Raw genomic sequence first — 20327 nt, forward strand, 5'->3', positions numbered from 1 at the left:
ATAAGTAACAAGAAGTATTGAAAATGTTGAGATTTTATTTTTTTAGTTCTTAAAGTTTTTATACTTTTGTCACACTAAAAAAATAAATGATGCAAATCTCAATTATTATTACTTCTGTCGTTGTTGTCAATGTGATTCACACATCTGCATCGGGAATGGTATAAATATAATTGAAAAACTATATTACAAACCTTCCAAATACTGGAAGGTTTTTTTTTGAATAAAAATTAAAATAAAATAATACATAATGGAATTAAATAAGTACAGCAAAACCATCACTCAAGATCAAACACAACCTGCGGCGCAAGCGATGTTGTACGGTATTGGTTTAACTGAAGAAGATTTGAAAAAAGCGCAAGTAGGTATTGTGAGCATGGGTTACGATGGTAATACCTGCAACATGCACTTGAATGATTTAGCAAAAGATGTGAAGAAGGGTGTTTGGGATGCTAATCTGGTCGGACTTATTTTTAATACCATTGGTGTAAGTGACGGAATTTCTAACGGAACAGAGGGAATGCGCTTTTCATTGGTTTCCCGTGATGTAATTGCAGATTCTATTGAAACAGTTGTGGGAGCACAATGGTACGATGGTATTATTGCAATTCCGGGTTGTGATAAAAATATGCCAGGAGCTTTAATAGCGATGGGAAGAGTAAATCGCCCGTCGATTATGGTTTATGGAGGATCAATTCACTCAGGAAAATGGAAAGGGGAATCTTTGAATATTGTTTCTGCTTTTGAAGCTTTAGGAAAAAAAGTAAAAAACGAAATTACTCCGGAAGATTTTAAAGGCGTGATTCAGAATGCATGTCCGGGAGCTGGTGCCTGCGGGGGTATGTATACAGCAAATACAATGTCTTCAGCAATTGAAGCATTAGGTATGAGTTTGCCATACAGTTCTTCTAATCCTGCTTTAAGTCAGGATAAAAGAGACGAATGTCTTGCTGCAGGAGAAGCTATTAAAATATTATTAGAAAAAGATATTAAGCCAAGAGATATCATGACTCGTAAAGCTTTCGAAAATGCGATTACCATTGTTGCAGTTTTAGGAGGTTCTACAAATGCAGTTATGCACTTAATTGCAATGGCTCACGCTGTTGATATCGAAATTACTTTAGATGATTTTCAGGCCATTAATGATAAAACACCAGTATTGGCAGATATGAAGCCAAGTGGTAAATACATGATGGAGGATATTCACGAGGTGGGAGGTATTCCTTCTATCATGAAATATTTACTAAAAGTAGGATTGATTCACGGAGATTGTCTGACCGTAACCGGAAAAACAGTAGCGGAGAATTTAGCTACTACTCCTGATTTACAAGACGGACAACAAGTTATTCATGAAATTCACAAAGCTTTAAAACCAACAGGAAACATTCAGGTTTTATACGGGAATCTTGCTTCTGAAGGTGCGGTTGCAAAAATCAGCGGAAAAGAAGGAGAATATTTTGAAGGTCCTGCTGTAGTATTTGAAGGTGAGTTTGAAGTAATTCCGGGTCTTGAGGCTGGAAAAATAAAACCGGGTAATGTAGTCGTCATCAGGTATTGTGGACCAAAAGGTGGTCCGGGGATGCCTGAAATGCTAAAACCTACATCTGCTATTATTGGAGCCGGATTAGGAAGCAGCTGTGCGCTGATTACAGACGGCAGGTTCTCTGGAGGTTCACATGGCTTTGTCGTAGGACACATTACACCAGAGGCTTATGACGGCGGAGGTATTGCTTTAGTAAAAGATGGTGACTTAATTGCTATTGATGCTGTAAAAAATACAATCGACCTGAAAATATCTGACGAAGAATTTGCAGCCAGAAAAGCGGCTTGGGTTCAGCCACCGCTAAAAGTTACAAAAGGAGTTTTGCTTAAATACGCAAGATCGGTTTCAAGCGCTTCTACGGGTTGCGTTACCGATAATTAATTAAAAATAATATCAAAAATCAATGTCAATGAATAACAATCACAAAATTCAAAAGTAATAAAACACAAGAAGATCAATTTAAAATATATCATAGAAATTGATTTTTGACATTGCTGTTGAATTTTGTTATTGATTTTCGAATTTGAAATTGATAAAAAAAATATACTATGAAAATATCAGGGGCAGAAGCCGTTATAAGATGTTTGTTAGAAGAAGGAGTAGATTTGGTTTATGGATATCCGGGTGGAGCTATAATGCCGGTTTACGACGAATTATATAAATTTCAGGATCAATTACACCATGTTTTGGTACGTCACGAACAAGGTGCAACACATGCAGCTCAGGGTTATGCAAGAGCTACAGGAAAAGTTGGGGTTGCCATTGCGACTTCAGGACCGGGGGCAACAAACTTAGTAACCGGAATTGCTGATGCTCAAATCGACTCAACTCCAATGGTTTGTATTACGGGCCAGGTAGGAAAACATCTATTGGGTTCTGATGCTTTTCAGGAAACGGATATTATCGGAATTTCAACTCCGGTAACGAAATGGAATTATCAGATAACAGAAGCTTCAGAGATTCCTGAAATTATTGCAAGAGCCTTTTATATTGCACGTTCCGGACGTCCCGGACCCGTATTAATTGATATTACTAAAAATGCTCAGTTTGATGAGTTTGATTTTAGTTACGAAAAATGCACCGGAATTAGAAGTTATGTACCAGTTCCCAAATTGCAATTGGATAAAGTATCTGAAGCGGCTGCTATAATCAATAGTGCAAAAAAGCCATTCATTGTTTTTGGTCAGGGAATTATTCTGGGTCAGGCCGAAGAACAGCTAAAAGCGTTGATTGAAAAATCAGGAATTCCGGCTGCCTGGACTATTTTAGGCCTTTCAGCTTTACCAACAGATCACCCTTTAAATGTTGGAATGCTGGGAATGCATGGAAACTATGGGCCGAATTTATTAACGAATGAGTGCGATGTTTTAATTGCATTAGGAATGCGTTTTGATGACCGTGTTACAGGGAATCTGAATACTTATGCAAAACAGGCCAAAGTAATTCACTTTGAAATTGATCCTGCTGAAATTGATAAAAACGTAAAAACAGAAGTCGCTGTTTTAGGTGACGTAAGAGAAGCTTTAAATGCATTGTTGCCTTTAATTGAGTCAAAATCACATGAGTTATGGCATAATGAATTCAGGGAATTGCATAAAATTGAAGTAGAAACAGTTATAAATGAAGAGTTAAACCCAACAAACAATAAAGGTATTTCAATGGGTGAAGCAATGGAAATGATTAATAAACACTCAAAAGGTGATGCTATTATTGTTTCAGATGTGGGCCAACACCAAATGTTTGCTTGTCGTTATGCTAAATTCAATTCGACAAAAAGTAATATTACCTCCGGAGGTTTAGGAACAATGGGATTTGCTTTGCCGGCTGCAATTGGAGCCAAAATGGGAAGGCCTGATCGCGAAGTTGTAGCCATTATTGGGGATGGCGGTTTTCAGATGACAATTCAGGAATTAGGTACTATTTTCCAGACTCAGGTTCCGGTAAAAATTGTGGTCCTAAACAACGAATTTTTAGGAATGGTACGTCAGTGGCAGGAATTATTTTTTGACAACAGATATGCTTCAACTAAAATGATCAATCCAAATTTTGTTGCCATTGCCGAAGGATATCATATTAAATCTAAAAAAGTCACACAAAGAGAAGATCTGGATGCAGCTGTAGCTGAAATGCTGGCTTCAAAAGATTCTTACTTCCTAGAGATTATGGTAGAAAAGGAAAACAACGTTTTTCCAATGATCCCTACAGGGGCTTGTGTTTCAGAAATTAGATTAAGTTAAAAAGAAGTTTCAAGTTTTAAGTTTTTTTGAGTTTCAGGTTTAGAACGTGAAACCTGAAACCTGAAACAAAATAAACTAAAAAAAAAATGGAAGATAAAACATTTACCATATCGGTATATTCAGAAAATAATGTAGGCTTGTTAAACAGAATATCCGGGATATTCTTAAAGCGTCACATTAATATATTAAGTTTAAACGTTTCAGAATCAGAAATAGAGAATGTTTCAAGATTTATTATTGTTGTAGATACAACAGAGAAGTGGGTTAAAAATATCGTAGGACAAATTGAAAAACAAATCGAAGTAATCAAAGCCTTTTATCATACAGATGAAGAGACTATTTATTTAGAAAATGCTTTGTTCAAAATTGCTTCAAGTTTGTTATTTGATGAGAAACAAATTCAGAATATAATCAAAGACAGTCAGTCTACCATTGTAACGGTATCTCGTGACTTCTTCGTCATTTCAAAATCAGGACGACGATCTGAAATTGAAGAATTGTATGAAAAGTTTAAGCCTTATGGCATTATGCAATTTGTACGCTCCGGCAGAATATCGGTTTCTAAGCAAAAAATGGAAATTTCAACATTATTAGAAACATTCAAATAATAACAATTGAACAGCGGTTTTCAGATCGCAACACTTTATAAATTAATTATTAAATTTCATTTCATTAAATATTTTAAAACAAAATGGCAAATTATTTCAACACATTACCACTTAGATTACAATTAGAACAATTAGGAGTTTGCGAGTTTATGGAACAATCAGAATTTGCAGACGGGATTTCGGCTTTAGCAGGAAAAAAGGTTGTCATTGTAGGTTGTGGTGCACAAGGTTTGAATCAAGGTTTAAACATGAGAGATTCTGGTTTAGACATTTCTTATGCATTGCGTGCAGATGCAATTGCAGAAAAAAGGGCTTCCTACAAAAACGCAACTGAAAATGGGTTTACTGTAGGTACTTATGAAGAATTAATTCCAACTGCTGATCTAGTTTGTAACTTAACACCGGATAAACAACACACTGCTGTAGTAACCGCCATTATGCCATTAATGAAACAAGGTTCAACTTTAGCTTATTCTCACGGTTTTAATATTGTTGAAGAGGGAATGCAAATTCGTAAGGATATCACAGTAATTATGTGTGCTCCTAAATGTCCCGGATCTGAGGTTCGTGAAGAATATAAAAGAGGCTTTGGTGTGCCAACACTTATTGCAGTTCACCCGGAGAACGATCCAAACGGCTTTGGTTTAGATCAGGCAAAAGCTTATGCAGTTGCAACCGGAGGTCATAAAGCAGGAGTTTTGAAATCATCATTCGTAGCTGAAGTAAAATCAGATTTAATGGGTGAGCAAACTATTCTTTGCGGATTATTACAAACGGGTTCTATTTTATGTTTTGATAAAATGGTCGAAAAAGGAATCGAGCCGGCTTATGCTTCAAAATTAATTCAATACGGATGGGAAACTATCACAGAAGCCTTGAAGCACGGTGGAATCACTAATATGATGGACCGACTTTCTAATCCTGCAAAAATTGAAGCTTACGAAATTGCAGATGAATTAAAGGATATCATGCGTCCATTATTCCAAAAACATCAGGATGATATTATTTCCGGAGAATTCTCAAGAACCATGATGATTGACTGGGCTAATGACGATGCGAATCTATTGACATGGAGAGCTGCTACAGGAGAAACTAATTTCGAAAAAACACCGCCAACAGATGCTGCCATTTCTGAGCAGGAATATTTTGATAATGGAGTTTTAATGATCGCAATGGTTAAAGCTGGTGTTGAATTGGCTTTTGAAACTATGACAGAAGCAGGAATTATTGAAGAATCTGCTTATTATGAGTCATTGCACGAGTTGCCGTTAATTGCAAATACAATTGCAAGAAAAAAATTATTTGAAATGAACCGCGTTATTTCGGATACAGCAGAATATGGTTGTTATTTATTTGATCACGCCTGCAAGCCATTATTAACAGAGTTCATGAAAACTGTTGAAACAAATATAATTGGAAAACCATTTTCGACTTCAAACGGAGTAGATAATGCTGTCCTAATTGCAGTAAACAAAGAAATTCGCCAACATCCTATCGAAGAAGTAGGAGCATGGTTGAGAGAATCGATGACTGCAATGAAAAAAATTGGATAATAAATTGGGAATTACCACACATTCGAATGTGGGATTTGCACTGTATCTCTGTTTTATATAATATTTTGAATTAGTAAGCACTTATTAAGAAAATGGATATAGATGCATATTGCATTCACTTAACTTTTGTGATTCACAAAGTTAAGTGAAGCTAATCCCTTAGGAAGGGTATGTTTAGCAATAAATGTACTAGTTGAAATTTCTGTTTTAATTAATAAAGTTGCTGCTATTTTCAAAATAGGATAACGCATTGTAATGCAGAATTACAAAATTAATTGTTATTGAAATTGTTAAAATTAAAAAGGCATGGTATTTATTTATCATGCCTTTTTTGCGTTTTGCATTTTTATTCAAAAAACCAAAATTTTATGTTATATGCATAAAAAGATCATATTTTTTTTAATATGTGTTTTTATTTGATAAAATTTATGAATTAAATAATTTTAAGAATACGCTGATATTTAATACATTTATAAAAAAATTCAACAAACTATGAGTTATTATAAAATTGAAAATTTAGAACAATATTTTAAACATTACAATAAGTCAATAAGGGAGCCAAGGAAGTTTTGGGGGAAAATAGCTGAAGAAAATTTTACCTGGTACCAACAATGGGAGAAAGTTGTAGATTTCAATATGGCTGATGCTGAAGTAAAATGGTTTACGGATGCAAAAGTTAACATTACCAAAAATTGCATTGACAGACACTTAAGCAAAAGAGGAGAAAAAACGGCTATCATTTTTGAGCCTAATGATCCTTCTGAAACTGCTTTACATATATCATATAACGAATTATACGAAAGAGTTTCAAAAATGGCAAATGTCTTGCGTGAGCAAGGTGTTCGTAAAGGCGATAGAGTTTGTATTTATTTGCCTATGATTCCTGAATTGGCAGTTTCTGTTTTGGCTTGTGCCAGAATAGGGGCAATTCACTCGGTTATTTTTGCAGGATTTTCGGCTTCGGCAGTTTCTGCACGAATTAATGATTGTGAGTGTAAAATGGTAATTACTTCTGATGGTGGTTACAGAGGGAACAAAACAATTGATTTAAAAGGAATTGTAGATGAGGCATTGGATACTTGTCCGTCAGTTTCTAAAGTTCTGGTTGTAAAAAGAACCAAAACTGAAATTAAAATGAAAGAAGGCCGTGATGAATGGTTACAACCTTTATTAGATGCAGCTTTAGATAATAGCGTTGCGGAAATCATGGATGCCGAAGATCCTTTATTTATTTTATATACTTCAGGATCAACAGGAAAACCTAAAGGAATGGTGCATACCACTGCCGGATATATGGTTTATACGGCTTATACTTTTAAAAATGTATTCAGCCATGAAGAAAATGATATTTTCTGGTGTACTGCTGATATTGGCTGGATTACGGGTCACTCTTACATATTATACGGACCTTTGTTGAACGGAGGTACAACTGTAATTTTTGAAGGAGTTCCGTCTTATCCTGACTTTAGCCGTTTCTGGGATATTATCGAAAAACATAAAATCACACAATTCTATACAGCACCAACTGCTATTCGTTCATTAGCAAAAGAAAGCTTAGATTATATTCAGAAATATCCTTTAAAATCATTAAAAGTTATTGGATCAGTTGGAGAGCCAATCAACGAAGAAGCATGGCACTGGTTTAATGACCACGTTGGAGATAAAAGATGTCCTGTGGTTGATACCTGGTGGCAAACTGAAACTGGTGGGATCATGATTTCTCCAATCGCTTTTGTAACGCCAACTAAGCCAACGTATGCTACTTTGCCATTACCGGGAATTCAGCCTGTTTTAATGGATGAAAAACGCAACGAAATTGAAGGAAACCAGGTTGTGGGTAGTTTGTGTATCAAATTTCCGTGGCCAGGAATCGCCAGAACAATTTGGGGAGATCACCAACGTTACAAGGACACTTATTTCTCCTCTTTCCCGGGGAAATATTTCACAGGAGACGGAGCGTTAAGAGACGAAGTTGGATATTACAGAATCACAGGCAGAGTGGATGATGTTGTGATTGTTTCGGGTCATAATCTAGGTACTGCACCAATTGAAGATGCAATTAACGAACATCCTGCAGTAGCTGAATCTGCTATTGTTGGATTCCCGCATGACATCAAAGGAAATGCTTTATATGGTTATGTAATTCTAAAAGAAACCGGAGAAGTAAGAAATAAGGAAAATCTGTCTAAAGAGATTAACCAATATATTTCTGATCACATTGGGCCAATTGCAAAACTGGATAAAATTCAGTTTGTGTCTGGTTTGCCAAAAACACGTTCCGGAAAAATCATGCGTAGAATTTTACGTAAAATAGCCGAAGGAGACTATTCTAATTTTGGAGATACTTCAACATTATTAAATCCTGAAATTGTGGATGAAATTAAAAAAGACAGGATTTCTTAATTCCTGACCATTAATAGAAAAAAATGCCTCTTAATTAAATTTAAGAGGCATTTTTATTGTTCTGAATTTATATTTTTTAAAGATTTTTAAATCTTCTTTTTTCATATATAACTTCTGCGGTTTTATTTTATTCCTAATCTTGATTTTAATTTCAAAAACAAAAGTGCAATTTTATAGGCATCTTCAGAAGATGAGTTTCTGTCACTTTTAGGAATTTTGAATATTTCAGTCAAATCATCTAAAGAATACTGTTTGTCATTAATATCCATTAGTTTGCGATACATCATGTCTACATCTAAAGCTTCATTTTTTAATCTTCCGCAATCCAGGCGTTCTAAAGCTGCATTTAGCATTTCTATATCAAAATTAATGTGATGACCCACCAAAATGGCGTTTCCAATAAAATTAATTAAAGCTTCTAATGCATCAGGTTCCGGCATTTTAAGCATTTTACTATCAATGATAAATTCATTTGAAAGTCCGTTATCCTGCAAAAACTTGTATTGTAATAAAACAGCTTCGAAGCTGTCCTTTATTACAATACTATCTTCTATAACAGAAAAAGCACCAAGAGACAAGATTACATCCTTATTTGGGTTTAATCCTGAAGTTTCAGTAGATAAAACTACGAATCTGTTTGGTTTGGTTTCAAATTTAGTTAAGTATTCCTTCCAGAAATCCGGATACTCTTTGTTGATATTTTTAATCCAATCTAGCATATTACGAGAATTGTGTCAGTTGAAATTTGCTCTTAATTAATTCCTCAAGGTCTTTCATTGGTGTCAAAGCATTTTTTAACTTCTCTTTGTCTGTTTTAGACATCTCTCTTAAATTTATATATTGCCCGGAATCATCATTTTTTAATCCTTCGACAGTTCTAAATTTTGACAGCGTTAAAAAAGCGTCAGCACAACTTAAATAAATTTCGGCATTTTTAGAATCTGTTATCGCTAATTGCTTGAATCTTAAATAAGTGTTTTTAATTCCTTTTATATTGGCATTTAAGATTAACAAACGGGCTGAGTCAATTAATGGCATTAAGGCACGTGTTTTAATATCAAATTTTGTTTTATTCGGACCTTCTTCTTCGACAATAAATTTTTTGAAAAAACTTAAAGGAGAATTTCTTTTTAAGGCATCATTTCCTAAGAAGTCGAAAAATAAAGTATTATTTACAGCATTTTTAAAAATGACATTTTCAATTACTTCTTCTATTTTCGGTTCTCCAAAAACAATTTCATAATCAAAGAAAATACTACTTAAATCGTTGCTGTTTTCACCTGGAGTATTCATCCAGCTGTTGTATTGTTTTGTCCAGTCTGTCAATGATTTACACCATAACATATTGCTTCCCATGTGTCCGTTTGGACAATATTCATAACCTACTTTTTCCAATATAGAAGTGGTTCTTTTTGCCAATCGTAAAAAGTAATCTTTTACTTCTCTGTATTTCTCGGGCGCAACATCTTCAAAAATTAAGATACTATCCTGGTCCGTTAATAAAAGTTGTTCTTTTCGGCCCTGGCTCCCGATACTTAGCCATGCAAATCGGGCAGGAGGTGAGCCCAGATCTAAAATTGATAACTCGACAGCACGTTTAATGATTGCCAGGTTAATTTCACTTGCAATATTGCTAATATGAGAGATCGGTATGTTTTTCTGAATAGAATTCTGAATCAAATCAGACAAGCGATCCCGTATTTGTTTTAAATCTTTTGGTAATTGCGAGCGCTTAATTTCTTTAATTAAAACACCCGGATTACTGGCTTGAGCTACAATTAAATCGTGTTCAGAAATAATTCCTTTAACAGCAGATTTGCTTGTACCATCTTTAGTAACACATAAATGCGTAACATTGTGCTTTAACATTAGTAATTGCGCCTCGGCCAATGATACGTTTTCAATTACGGTAACCACCGGTGAAGACATGATCTTATCAATGGTTTCAGTAATAGGGTAGCGTCCGGTTGCAATTTTTGAAGATAAATCAGCATTTGTAACAATACCAATTGGATTGTTCTTTTCGCAAATCACAATATTATCAACCATTGATTCGGTCATTAAAATAGCGACATCTTTTACGATATGATTTGCCTCAGTTGTTAATGGTGAATTATTATATACCAGTGATTGTATATATTGCATTTCTGATTGTTGATCTACGTAGAAAGCAGTATCAGAAATTAATTTTCCGTTAGAATTTACATTGTCTTTTGTATGTCTTGAATTTATAGCAAAATTTTCAAGTAAAAAGTTCAGGACATCGGAATTATTAGCCACAAAAGGTCTGAAAACAGCAATTGGTATTGCATAAATAATGCTTTCTTCACGGGCTTTAGCCGTCATCATATAATTATTTTTGGCAAAAAACGGGCGTAAACCAAAAATATCACCTTCATGACATTTATTTATAATCGTTTCTTCAGCATCAGCAATGGTAGTTAAATTGATTACGCCTGAAGCGACAACATAAAAGCTATCATGAAGTACATCATTATTTTGAAATAATATGGCGTGTTTTTCTAAGTTAATTACACGAATATTTGTTGCAATATCAGATAATTCCTGAAAAGTTAAATTATCAAATGGCGGGTATTCTTTTAAAAAATCTGCAATATGCTCAGCAATTGTATTCATATATGTGATAGTTTTTTTTAAAGTATCGAATGTAAAAATAAGAAAATTAAATCTTACAATGAAAGCAAGATTGCCAGAATCTAATTATTTTAAACAAATGTTAAGTTTTATGGATTTATGGGCTTTAAAATAATTTATCGGCGCTTTAAATTGTAATAATTAACGATTCTGAATGTTTGACAATACAGAACAAATAGTTATACTGTTATAAAGATATGATTTATTAATTATTTTAAATAAAGGCTGTTTGTTTTGGCTACATTTCAAAAGCGATGATTTGCGGTATGGAGTAGTTTCTAATAAATTCTATTTTACATAATATAAATTATAGGTCAAAAGTATATATTTTAAAAAGATGCTTTTCGGGCATCTTTTAGTATTATTCTATTCGTAAAGCTTTGTTAGAAATGTTTCTTTTGGAACGATATCAGATCCTCCTCGTTTAGTAAATTGTAAAATGGCATCATTTGCGTACAGTACAGCATTTGCGTTAAGATTGTTTTTTGTTTTTAAGGTGATATACGCTTTTTCGCCTAAAGTTGAGACATATCCGTTAAGCTCCATAATATCACTTTTCAAATCGGCGTTGCTGCTTATAACTTCTGCGGTGCCAAAAATTTTACCATTAGATTGCGCTATGGTAATGGTTAAAATATATTCTTTGCTGCAAGTTTTACAGTTTTCAGTGCTCCATGTTCCGGTAAACTTATTTATTTGTGAATGTGCTGAAAAAGAAATTAACAGTACCAATAGCATTATTTTTCTCATTATAATCTGGAAAATTTTGTTTGAATGAATAGGTTTCAAATATAACGCAAAAAAGCATCACAATTGTGATGCTTTTTATTCATTTATTTATTCTGTGTATTATTTTATTTTTTTCAGATAAACAGATTTTCCATTTAAAGCTACATTTATCTCATTATTTTTTTCAGAGAAAGTTGTTCTTAATGCATTTCCTTTAAAGATTTGAACATCACCGTAAACTTTTCCGGTTTCATCTGAAACGTATTCAAAAACCAATTTTTTATTATCCGGTTCAATACCCAACCTGTAACTTGAAAATTTTGATGTCGTTAAATTAAATTCTTGTTGTGTATCAATAATTTTTCCATCAGCATAAAAATTGGTAACGGATTTGTTTAAAGTAATATCCGGGTAATATTCATTTACTTTTTGAAGTAATGCGTATTGTTCCGGACTTGCATCTTCAATTTTTGTTGTAATTGACTGTGCGAATGACATTGTGGTAAAAATAAGAGCTAATAGTAAAGTGAATTTTTTCATAATTTAAAATTTAAGAGTTAATGTTTCAAAACAATTTTTAAAACTTATATAATAACTACTTTTTTATTAAAAGTAATTATTATCTACAACAAGATACTAAATATTTACCTTTGCAGAAAATTAAAAGCAATTTTTTAATAAAATGACAACAAAAAAATATATTACACTCATTCTTATTTTAGGTTCTTTAACAGCGCTTGGACCATTTTCAATAGACATGTATTTACCTGGTTTCTCAGGAATTGCAAAAGATTTGCATACTACGGCAGCAAAAGTTTCGATGAGTTTATCCAGTTATTTTATTGGAATTTCTGCAGGTCAATTGCTTTACGGGCCATTGTTGGATCGTTTTGGTCGTAAAAAACCTTTATTTGTTGGATTAATGGTTTATATAGCAGCCTCATTAGGATGTGTTTATGTTGCCGATATTGATTCCTTTATAATATTGCGTTTCATTCAGGCTATTGGTAGTTGCGCTGCAACAGTGGCTTCTGTTGCTATGGTGCGTGATTTGTTTCCTGTAAAAGATATTCCAAAAGTATTTTCTCTTTTAATGCTCGTTCTGGGTCTTTCGCCAATGTTAGCGCCAACAATTGGTGGTTACGTAACCGAGGATTATGGCTGGCATACGGTATTTTTAATACTAATGTGCATGGGAATTGCTATTTTAATTGCTTCTCAGATTGGTTTACCTAATAGTTACAAACCGGACACTTCAATTTTATTAAAACCGAAACCTATTATTTCTAATTTCTTAAAGGTACTTAAAGAGCCTCAATTTTTTACGTATGCTTTTACAGGTTCTATCGCTTTTTCGGGTTTGTTTACTTATGTAGCAGCCTCACCTATCATTTTCATGGATATTTATCATGTTGACGCAAAAACATATGGATGGATTTTTGCTTTTATGTCGGTTAGTTTTATAGGTTCCAGCCAGTTGAATTCGGTTTTACTGAAAAAATTTTCCAGTGAGCAAATGATTTTCGCAGCATTGATTTTGCAATCGATAATAAGCATCGTTTTTCTGATACTTTCATTGAATGGTCTGTTAGGATTATATGAAACTATTGCAATGTTATTTTTATTTTTAGGCTGTTTGGGGATTTCAAATCCTAATACAGCGGGGCTTACTATGGCACCATTTGCTAAAAATGCCGGAAGTGCTTCGGCTTTAATGGGTGCGATTCAATTAGGCTTGGGAGCTTTGGCGTCATTTGCCGTAGGTATTTTTGTTAAAGATTCTGTAGCGCCTATGGTGTTTATCATGACATCCACTACAATTATTGCTTTTATTGTTCTAAATATTGGTAAGCGTTTTATTAAAGAAAAAGTAGAAGCTTCTAAGGATGATGATGTTTTAGCTGGGCACTAAAAATAAACAGATTCTAATTTTTGAATCCTTTTGCATCAAATAACATAACTGAAATAAAAAAGCCAGAATTATTAAATTCTGGCTTTTTTTATGTTCAATTAAAACGTTTAATTTTTGGAATTTGAAAAAACGAGAATTTCTTCTTTATGATCTTTTATCCGGTCTGATGATCATTCTAAGGGATTGATCTCTGGCGAAATATGCAACCATCCAATTCCAGAAAGTATTTAATCTGTTTCGGTATGTTATCAAAGAAATTAAGTGAATAAACAACCAGATGATCCACGCAAAAAATCCTTTGAAATGCCATTTTGGACTTGGTAAATCAACTACAGCTTTATTTTTTCCTATAATCGCCATAGATCCTTTGTCATTGTAAACAAAAGGTTTAAGAGGTTTGTTTTGAACTAAAGCTTTAAAGTTTTTAGCCAAATTTAATCCTTGCTGAATGGCAACCTGGGCAACCTGAGGATGTCCGTCAGGGAAATTTTTATCTCCGGCTAAAATTGCTGTATCACCAATGGCGTAAATATTTATAAGTCCGTTTACTTTATTATACTGATCGGTTGCCATACGTCTTCCGCGACCGTAACTTTCAGTTGGAATTCCTTCGAATATTTTAGCAGAAACTCCGGCAGCCCAAATTAGATTTTTGGTTTTAATTGTTTCTCCGTTTGCAAAATGTACCGTATCATCTATATAATCAGTAACGCGGCTATTAAGTTTTACTACAACACCCAATTTTGTAATCGCGTCTAAAGTATCTTCTTGTGAAGCTTTGCTCATAGGGGCGAGTAGTGCGTCTCCCCCATCGACCAAATACACATTACTGGCTGATGTTTCCAACTCCGGATATTCTTTCAACAGGATGTTTTTACGCATTTCTGCAAACATTCCTGAAACCTCTACTCCTGTTGGTCCTCCTCCGGCAACTACAATCGTTAATAGTTTACGGCGTTTACGAATGTCTTTAGTGATAGCTGCTTTTTCCAGGTTTTTAAGCAGTGTATTGCGCATTTCGATGGCATCATTTAAGGTTTTCATCGGAATGGCGTTTTTCATTACGTTTTCCATACCAAAATAGCTGGTTTCGGCTCCTGTAGCAAAAACTAAGTGATCGTATGTTAATTCTCCGTTGTTAAGGATTATTTTATTTTCGGCAGGAACTACAGAAAGTAATTCGCCTAAACGAAATTGCAGGTTTTTTTTGCCGGCAAAGAATTTTCTAAAAGGATAACTGATACTTGAAGGTTCTAAAAAAGCGGTTGCAACCTGATATATAAGTGGTGGAAAAAAGTTATAATTGTTTTTGTCTACAAGGGTTACTTGAATTTGAGGATGGTTTACAAGTTCTTTTGCAAGATTCAGACCTGCAAAACCACCTCCTATGATGACTATATTCATATATATTGTTGTTAAATAGGATTAATGAGTACCACTATTTGTTCTTAGCAGTTGTATAAATTTAACATTATAATTCCACATAGAAAAACCCAATTTGAGTTTTCTTTTAAATTTAATGCAGAATTAATTCGCTAATTTTAGTTTCATCATAATGTCTGTTTGCTCGTCGTTTCCTAATTTAAAAATGTGTTTGTCAAATTCAACAAAACCATTTTTTGTATAAAAACTGATCGCTCTCAGATTTTCCTCCCAAACACCTAACCATATATAGTCGCTGTTTTTTTGTTTGGCAATTTCAATTGCCTTCTTATAAAGTACTTGGCCAACTTTTTTTCCGTGAAATTCTTTTGAAACGTAGATGCGTTCAATTTCAAGTGCTTTACTGTCTTTTAACTCTGTTTGAGATTCTCCGAAGTTTACCTTTAAATAACCAATTACAGTATGGTCAAGAATTGCAAAATAAAATTCTGAGTCTTTATTGGTAAGTTCCTCCGTTAGTTTTTCAACGGAAAATTTCTCGTCCAGATATTTTTTCATGTTTTCGTCAGAATTTGAATCTGAGAAAGTTTCCTGAAAAGTTTGCCTGCCAATTTTTTGTAATTGTTCGAGTTCTTGTAATGATATTCTTTTTACTTCAATATTTTCCATGGATAACTGTGCGTTGTTTTTTAAAGCTTAAATTAAACTATAAAAATACAACACAAACTATGAAAAGTAAAAATACAGAATGTTACTTTTTGAATTTTTTAACAGGTTATCTGGTGACTTAATTTTTAGTTTGATAGTTCTTCAATCCTCGTAATTATATGGTTGATTTTAGATTTAAACTGTTTTTGATAGGAAATAGAAATATTATTTTTATAGATTAAATCAAACCTGATTCTGAAACCAAATTCTTTTATAAGATATTCAGGCTGTGCCTTTTGGTTAAAGCAAAAGTCAAACTTGAATTCATGTAAAAATGTCTCGTGAATTGGATATATATCATTTAATTTACGTTCTTTTATTAAACTTATCTGTATATATTCACGGTCAAAAAAGGGCATAAAGAATTTATCCTCATATCCTTCAGTTAGCTTATTTATTGTTTCGTGAAAAGTATTGTATGAACTTATCTTATCAGCATGTCTGGGCAGTATAAAAACTTTATTCTTTTTTTCGAGGCTGACGCAAATAATATCTCCATCAAAACTTGTAGCTATTGCAATTGCATTTAAAAGGTCTTTTTCAGTAAAATTTTTATCATATTCCCAAAAATCTGTATCATCTTTAAATGTTTCAGGTATGATATTTTCGTCTGGAAAGTGTATATTTATTTCATGGGAATATTCTCCCTCACCAAAATTGGTTAGGAACTCTATGTAATCTTTTGGTAATAATTCAAAAATATCCTGATTAATACCTTTTGCTTTTTTTTCTCTGTTTGGGTCTAAGTGACTTGCTCCTAAAAATAAATTTTCATACATTTTATTGTCTATTTAGATAATGCAGCAATTATAAAAAGTACAATAATAACAATAATTACGAAAATAAATCTTACTTTTTGAATTTTTTAACAGGTTTTTCAGTTACTTCAACCTTGTTTTGCAAAACGTAATTTGCCATTAACTTTTCGATTAATTCTTCTTTGGTAAGATGATGAAAAACGGTTTTTACATTCGTTTTTAAATCTGCTGAAAGATCATGATTGGGCTTTGTCTTAAAGATTTGTTTTGCCCACAAAAGCATATTATTTTCTTCTAAACTTGTTGCTGAAGGTTTTTGGAATTTCTTAAATTTAATTCCTAATTCTTTTTCAAATTCCGGAATTTCAATCGTTTCCTCTTCTTGTAATACAGTTAAAGAAAGTCCCTTTGCTCCTGCCCTTGCAGTCCTTCCGCTACGGTGAACGTAGTTTTCGTAGGTATCCGGTAAATGATAATTGACTACATAAGAAATCTCTTTTACATCGATTCCTCTTGCGGCTAAGTCGGTTGCGACCAGAATATTGATGTGTCCCTCGCGAAATTGCTCCATGATTCTGTCACGAATTCCCTGAGATAAACTTCCGTGTAATGCTCCTGAAGAAAAACGGTTTATTGCCAGGTTTTTCGCCAATTTGTTTACTGCGGCTTTGGTTTTACAAAAGATGATGCCGCGTTCTCCGTCTTTTGAATTCAGGAAGTGCATTAAAACATCGAGTTTTTCGATCGGGTCAACGACAATATATTCGTGATCAATTCCTTGGTTACCAACAGTTTCCATGTTGGCACTTACCTGAACTACGTTTTTATTTAAGTAATTCTGAATCAATTGTTTGATAGTTCCCGGCAAAGTGGCTGAGAACAATAAAGTTCTGTGTTTTTTAGGAAGTTCGGCTACGATTTCATCCAGGCTTTCTTTTAGGATAGAAACCATTTCATCGGCTTCGTCTAATACTAAATATTGAGTTTGTTTTAAATCGATTGCTTTACGCTGAATCAAATCTATTAAACGTCCCGGGGTTGCTACAACAATATGTGTAGGCTGTGATAAACGCTCAATTTGAGGTTTTATTGGGATTCCGCCACAAGTTGAAGCTATTGATATATTTGGAATGTATTTTCCAAAATCTTCTAAGTTCCTGAAAATTTGTTGTCCAAGTTCTCTTGTTGGAACCAAAATTACAGCCTGAACAATTGGGGATCCGGTATCGATTAATTGCAATAAAGGCAATCCGAAAGCGGCTGTTTTACCGGTTCCTGTTTTGGCTAAACCAACAACATCATGGGTTTCAGATAGCAATAGCGGAATTGTTTTTTGTTGAATTTCTGTTGGTTCAACAATGTTCAGTTCGCTTAACGCTTTTAAAATTGGTGCTGAAATCCCTAATGAGGAGAATTGTTTAGACATCTTTTATTTTTGTTTGTTTTGTTTTTATTTGTTTCAAGTTTCAGGTTACATTTAAAACTTAAAAATGAATTTTTAGTAATTTGCAAAGGAGAAAACGCAATAGAATAAATAACTCTAAATACGATTTCTCCTTTTAATATTATTTTTTGTTTCACGCTTCAGGTTCTCTGTAGTGACAATCTGGAACAGGAAACCTGAAACTTTTTAACCTTTTTCAGATCAATCCGGCTCGTTCATGATTTTTTCACGATACTTTTTGCCTATTAATAAGACTAATTTTAGTTTATAATCGTCGACAAGCCATTCGCGGTAGTTTTTACTACACTGGCTTAAACATTTTGCATAACGTTTAATACGGCAATCGATATCGTCATCAAGTTCTTTTCCTAATGATTTTGCTTCTTGCAGAGTTTCAGTATTATCGACACACATTGCCGCATGTTGTTCCAGTGATTTATCTAATACGACTTTAGAACGTAAATTTTGTTTGATGATGAGTTTGTGCTCTTCATCAACATCAAAGGTAACATCGGCAGTTTTACTAAATTTTGCACGTAATTCCGGTGGCATGCTGTATTTGAAATACAATTCGATTTCAGTATCATCACGAAGATTTTCTAAATAAAATTCAGGTGATTTAAAGATATGCTGCCAGTTAACAGGCTCACTCCATAAACCAAAACGTGCTGCATTATTACCTAAGTCAATAACTGTAAATTCATCTTTACCAGGCAACTTACGAGATCCGCGACCAATCATTTGGTAATACAGCGTAAGCGATTTTGTTGCTCTGTTTAAGATAATGGTTTCAACTGTTGGCTCATCAAAACCAGTTGTTAAAATTCCGACCGAAGTTAAAATTGCATCCGGTGTTTTTTTGAACCATTGCAAAATGTCTTTACGTTCTTCAGAACTACTGGTATTATCAAGGTGTCTGATATCGTAACCTGCTTCTCTGAATGTTTCATAAACATATAAAGAGGTATGGATACCGTTATTGAAAATTAAGGTTTTTTTACCCAATGAACGTTCTGTATACGCATGCAAAAGTTTTTCCTGCATAATGGTATTGGTATAAAGATCATCTGATGATTTTACGGTATAATCTCCGTTGATACCTACTTTTAATGATGTTAATCCCACATCATAACTATAGGTAGTCGCTCTCGCCAGGAAACCTTTGTCTATTAATGAACTAATGGTGTCTCCCACAATAAGCTCATCATAACTCTGGTGCATTGGTAATTTTATATTCGAACTCAATGGTGTTGCTGTTACTCCAAGAATAAAAGCGTTTTTGAACGAGTTTAATAATTTTCTGAAAGAATTGTAATGTGCCTCATCAATAATGACCAAACCAATGTTGTCCAAATGTAATTTTTCGTCATTGATACGGTTTTTTAAAGTCTCCACCATTGCCACAAAACATGAAAAATCGTTTTGATCCGGTAATTCCTTTACTTTACTATTGATAATTTTATTAGAAACACCAAACCCTTTTAACATTTTTGAGGTTTGTTTACAAAGTTCGATACGGTGTGTCAGAACCACCACCTTTTTATCATTATTGGCTAAATAACGACGAACGATTTCAGAGAAAATCACTGTTTTTCCGCCTCCGGTAGGCAATTGATACAATAAATGATGTTTCGAAGGAGCATTGTCTAAGCGATCAAAAATGGCATCGATATCGCCTTTTTGGTATGCATAAAGTTCTTTTTTCTCTTCTCTTTCTATTTCTAAAGTGTTTTGAGACATTGTTTATTTTTGGATTTTTGCAAAAATACACCGAAAAAACAGTTATTCATCTTATTTTAACTTAAAATAAATGTTTTTTTTAAATAAGATTTTTTATAAGAAAAGCTTTTAAAAGTCAGTTTTTTCTAATATTGCCTCAAAATCGTACTTATTTTTCCATTTTTGTTGAATAGTCTGTTGCTGAATCGCAATAATTCTTTCTTTGAAATCATTGAAAATTCCATTAGAAATTGAAAAATTTACAGCTTGTTCAAATGAATTGAATATACTTTTGTAAAACAATTCCTGCTTAATAAAATTGCCGGAGGAATAAGTTTGGGCAATTTCGATGTTATAAAGCATTATATCTGCAATAACAAATGAATCAACACCAATCATGATAAAATGTTTGATGATTTTTTGAGCTACAGAACGTCGCATTTTGGCTTTTGGGCGCCATTTTGCATTTGGTTTTTTAATAGGGAAATATTCGTGTGAGATTTTTACTTTCGATTCCTGTAAAAGTTTGTCTTCTTTGGGATTAAATACAAAGTCATAATACACCTTTACGGGACTAATTTTTTCATACAACTCAATAATTTGCTCTTCAAGTTGTTCTTTGCTCAATTCGGCTAAATATTTTTTTAAATCGCGTTTACTCATTATCAAAGTTTAAGA

Annotated in this window: 16 protein-coding genes; 6 read left to right on the plus strand and 10 right to left on the minus strand. The window is 33.5% G+C overall.

The genetic code is table 11. The annotated features are described in order from the left end of the window. Positions 1-247 precede the first annotated feature (247 nt). From ilvD to acs, 5 genes are all read left to right on the plus strand, one after another. Positions 248-1921 carry a dihydroxy-acid dehydratase gene (ilvD, locus tag ACHRWY_RS02515; RefSeq protein WP_395352192.1) on the plus strand — a complete coding sequence of 558 codons (1674 nt, stop codon included), beginning with the start codon at positions 248-250 and terminating at the stop codon, positions 1919-1921. Positions 1922-2088: 167 nt separating this feature from the next. Further along, a complete protein-coding gene (gene ilvB, locus ACHRWY_RS02520; protein ID WP_395352194.1) occupies positions 2089-3777 on the plus strand; it encodes a biosynthetic-type acetolactate synthase large subunit in 1689 nt (562 codons plus the stop codon). 86 nt (positions 3778-3863) lie between these two features. After that, positions 3864-4385, plus strand: coding sequence for an acetolactate synthase small subunit (ilvN, locus tag ACHRWY_RS02525; protein ID WP_395352196.1), 522 nt, complete (start codon positions 3864-3866; stop codon positions 4383-4385). 83 nt (positions 4386-4468) lie between these two features. Further along, on the plus strand, positions 4469-5938 hold the full coding sequence (gene ilvC, locus ACHRWY_RS02530; RefSeq protein WP_395352198.1) for a ketol-acid reductoisomerase: 1470 nt from the start codon (positions 4469-4471) through the stop codon (positions 5936-5938). Positions 5939-6430: 492 nt separating this feature from the next. Continuing rightward, positions 6431-8341 (plus strand): acetate--CoA ligase, encoded by a 1911-nt coding sequence (acs, locus tag ACHRWY_RS02535; RefSeq protein ID WP_395352200.1) that lies wholly within the window; start codon positions 6431-6433, stop codon positions 8339-8341. 122 nt (positions 8342-8463) lie between these two features. Here acs and ACHRWY_RS02540 read toward each other — a convergent pair whose 3' ends face one another. The 4 genes from ACHRWY_RS02540 to ACHRWY_RS02555 all read right to left on the minus strand — a co-directional run bounded on the left by ACHRWY_RS02540 (position 8464) and on the right by ACHRWY_RS02555 (position 12265). After that, on the minus strand, positions 8464-9060 hold the full coding sequence (locus ACHRWY_RS02540; RefSeq protein ID WP_395352201.1) for a PolC-type DNA polymerase III: 597 nt from the start codon (positions 9058-9060) through the stop codon (positions 8464-8466). A gap of 1 nt (position 9061) precedes the next feature. Then, positions 9062-10978: a DUF294 nucleotidyltransferase-like domain-containing protein gene (locus tag ACHRWY_RS02545; protein WP_395352203.1), complete on the minus strand. Its 1917-nt coding sequence runs from the start codon at positions 10976-10978 to the stop codon at positions 9062-9064. A 384-nt stretch (positions 10979-11362) separates the two neighbouring features. Continuing rightward, positions 11363-11746: a hypothetical protein gene (locus ACHRWY_RS02550; protein WP_395352205.1), complete on the minus strand. Its 384-nt coding sequence runs from the start codon at positions 11744-11746 to the stop codon at positions 11363-11365. A gap of 99 nt (positions 11747-11845) precedes the next feature. Continuing rightward, positions 11846-12265: a hypothetical protein gene (locus ACHRWY_RS02555; protein ID WP_395352206.1), complete on the minus strand. Its 420-nt coding sequence runs from the start codon at positions 12263-12265 to the stop codon at positions 11846-11848. A 142-nt stretch (positions 12266-12407) separates the two neighbouring features. Between ACHRWY_RS02555 and ACHRWY_RS02560 the strand changes: the two genes are divergently transcribed. Continuing rightward, entirely contained in the window at positions 12408-13637 is a 1230-nt protein-coding gene (locus tag ACHRWY_RS02560; protein WP_395352208.1) for a multidrug effflux MFS transporter, read from the plus strand. Positions 13638-13781: 144 nt separating this feature from the next. Here ACHRWY_RS02560 and ACHRWY_RS02565 read toward each other — a convergent pair whose 3' ends face one another. From ACHRWY_RS02565 to ACHRWY_RS02590, 6 genes are all read right to left on the minus strand, one after another. Continuing rightward, complete coding sequence (locus ACHRWY_RS02565; RefSeq protein WP_395352210.1) at positions 13782-15041, minus strand: NAD(P)/FAD-dependent oxidoreductase; 1260 nt, start codon at positions 15039-15041, stop codon at positions 13782-13784. 123 nt (positions 15042-15164) lie between these two features. Next, positions 15165-15689 (minus strand): GNAT family N-acetyltransferase, encoded by a 525-nt coding sequence (locus ACHRWY_RS02570; protein WP_395352212.1) that lies wholly within the window; start codon positions 15687-15689, stop codon positions 15165-15167. 125 nt (positions 15690-15814) lie between these two features. Continuing rightward, positions 15815-16507: an SMI1/KNR4 family protein gene (locus tag ACHRWY_RS02575; protein ID WP_395352214.1), complete on the minus strand. Its 693-nt coding sequence runs from the start codon at positions 16505-16507 to the stop codon at positions 15815-15817. A gap of 70 nt (positions 16508-16577) precedes the next feature. Further along, the gene (locus ACHRWY_RS02580) at positions 16578-17912 is read right to left on the minus strand and encodes a DEAD/DEAH box helicase (RefSeq protein WP_395352216.1); all 1335 of its coding nucleotides are present in this window, start codon (positions 17910-17912) and stop codon (positions 16578-16580) included. 219 nt (positions 17913-18131) lie between these two features. Next, complete coding sequence (locus ACHRWY_RS02585) at positions 18132-19670, minus strand: DEAD/DEAH box helicase (RefSeq protein WP_395352218.1); 1539 nt, start codon at positions 19668-19670, stop codon at positions 18132-18134. A 108-nt stretch (positions 19671-19778) separates the two neighbouring features. Then, complete coding sequence (locus ACHRWY_RS02590) at positions 19779-20312, minus strand: DUF6155 family protein (protein WP_395352219.1); 534 nt, start codon at positions 20310-20312, stop codon at positions 19779-19781. Between the last annotated feature and the right edge of the window lie 15 nt (positions 20313-20327).

Origin of the sequence: Flavobacterium sp. FlaQc-48, assembly GCF_044007335.1 — a bacterium.
Classification (GTDB): domain Bacteria; phylum Bacteroidota; class Bacteroidia; order Flavobacteriales; family Flavobacteriaceae; genus Flavobacterium.